Genomic DNA, 959 nt, shown 5'->3' with positions numbered 1-959 from the left:
CGGCAGAAGGGCGGGGGCGAGGCCCAGGGTGCGGGCGGCGGCGAGGGAGAGGGTGCTGCTGTCGAGACCCTGGGGCTGCTGGAAGCGGCGGATCGCGCGGTGGGTGCGGGCATCCATCTCGCCGGTCACGGGGCCGTTGTAGTGGCCGCGAACGGCCAGCGCGCGCTGGAGGGATGACACGTAATCGGGCGTCAGATCGGCAGGGCAGGGCGTTTCGAACCACAGCGCCTTGGATGGCGTGATGATCTGCTCTTGCGGCGCGCGGCGGTAGATCGGCGGGCTGATGACCGCGCCCGAGGCGGTGAGCTGGGCCGGTTGCACGAGGGTTGGGACGATCACGGTTTTCGTCTCGGGGGGCGTTGTTTCCTTGTCCCAGCAGGAGCCTGGCGCGGCGTTGGGTGGGGCCTCGGCGCTTGTGACGATGGTGGGCGGCGCGGAGCGTCGCTGGACTTCGGGAGGCTCCATGCAGGCGGAGAGCGCCAGCAGCGCACAGGCGAGACAGGCCGCGCCGGGGCGGCGGAATGGGATGTGTCGTGTCACTGCTCGGGGCTCTCTTTGCGGGCCGCTTTGGCCTCAGCGTAGCGCGAGGCGGCCCGCGCTCATAGCCCGGGATCGGGTGCGCGCGCCCCGGCGGCGGGTGCTTGCGCCCCTTTTGCAACAGGGGGTTCGAGCAGGGTGTCGAGCAGGGCTGAGATATCCTCGATCTGTTCGGCCACGATATGGACCACCTCCTGCTCGCGCTGGAGCCGCCCCGTGACCCGCAGCAGCCGCCCGGCGATCACCGCGCGGCGGAAGCGCTCGTAGGTCTTGGCCCAGACCACCACGTTGCAGGTGCCTGTCTCGTCCTCCAGCGTGACGAAGATCACCCCCTTGGCGGTGCCCGGCCTCTGGCGCACCAGCACGAGGCCCGCCACCGTCACCCGTGCGCCGGTGGGCGGGCGGGTGAGCCATGCGGCGGG

2 protein-coding genes are annotated in these 959 nt (G+C 71.4%); both read right to left on the bottom strand.

Annotated features, from left to right (window positions below; all coding sequences use genetic code 11):
- On the bottom strand, positions 1 to 540 hold a 540-nt coding region (locus DYI42_RS23920), incomplete at its 3' end, for a peptidoglycan-binding domain-containing protein (RefSeq protein WP_342344734.1).
- 59 nt (positions 541 to 599) lie between these two features.
- Positions 600 to 959, bottom strand: a 360-nt coding sequence (locus tag DYI42_RS23915) for an OB-fold nucleic acid binding domain-containing protein (RefSeq protein ID WP_213549631.1), incomplete at its 5' end; no start/stop codon positions are given.

This window comes from Vannielia litorea, from assembly GCF_018424695.1.
Classification (GTDB): domain Bacteria; phylum Pseudomonadota; class Alphaproteobacteria; order Rhodobacterales; family Rhodobacteraceae; genus Vannielia; species Vannielia litorea_A.
Note: the sequence above shows the minus strand (reverse complement) of the source record. Positions and strands in the feature narration are given on the sequence as shown.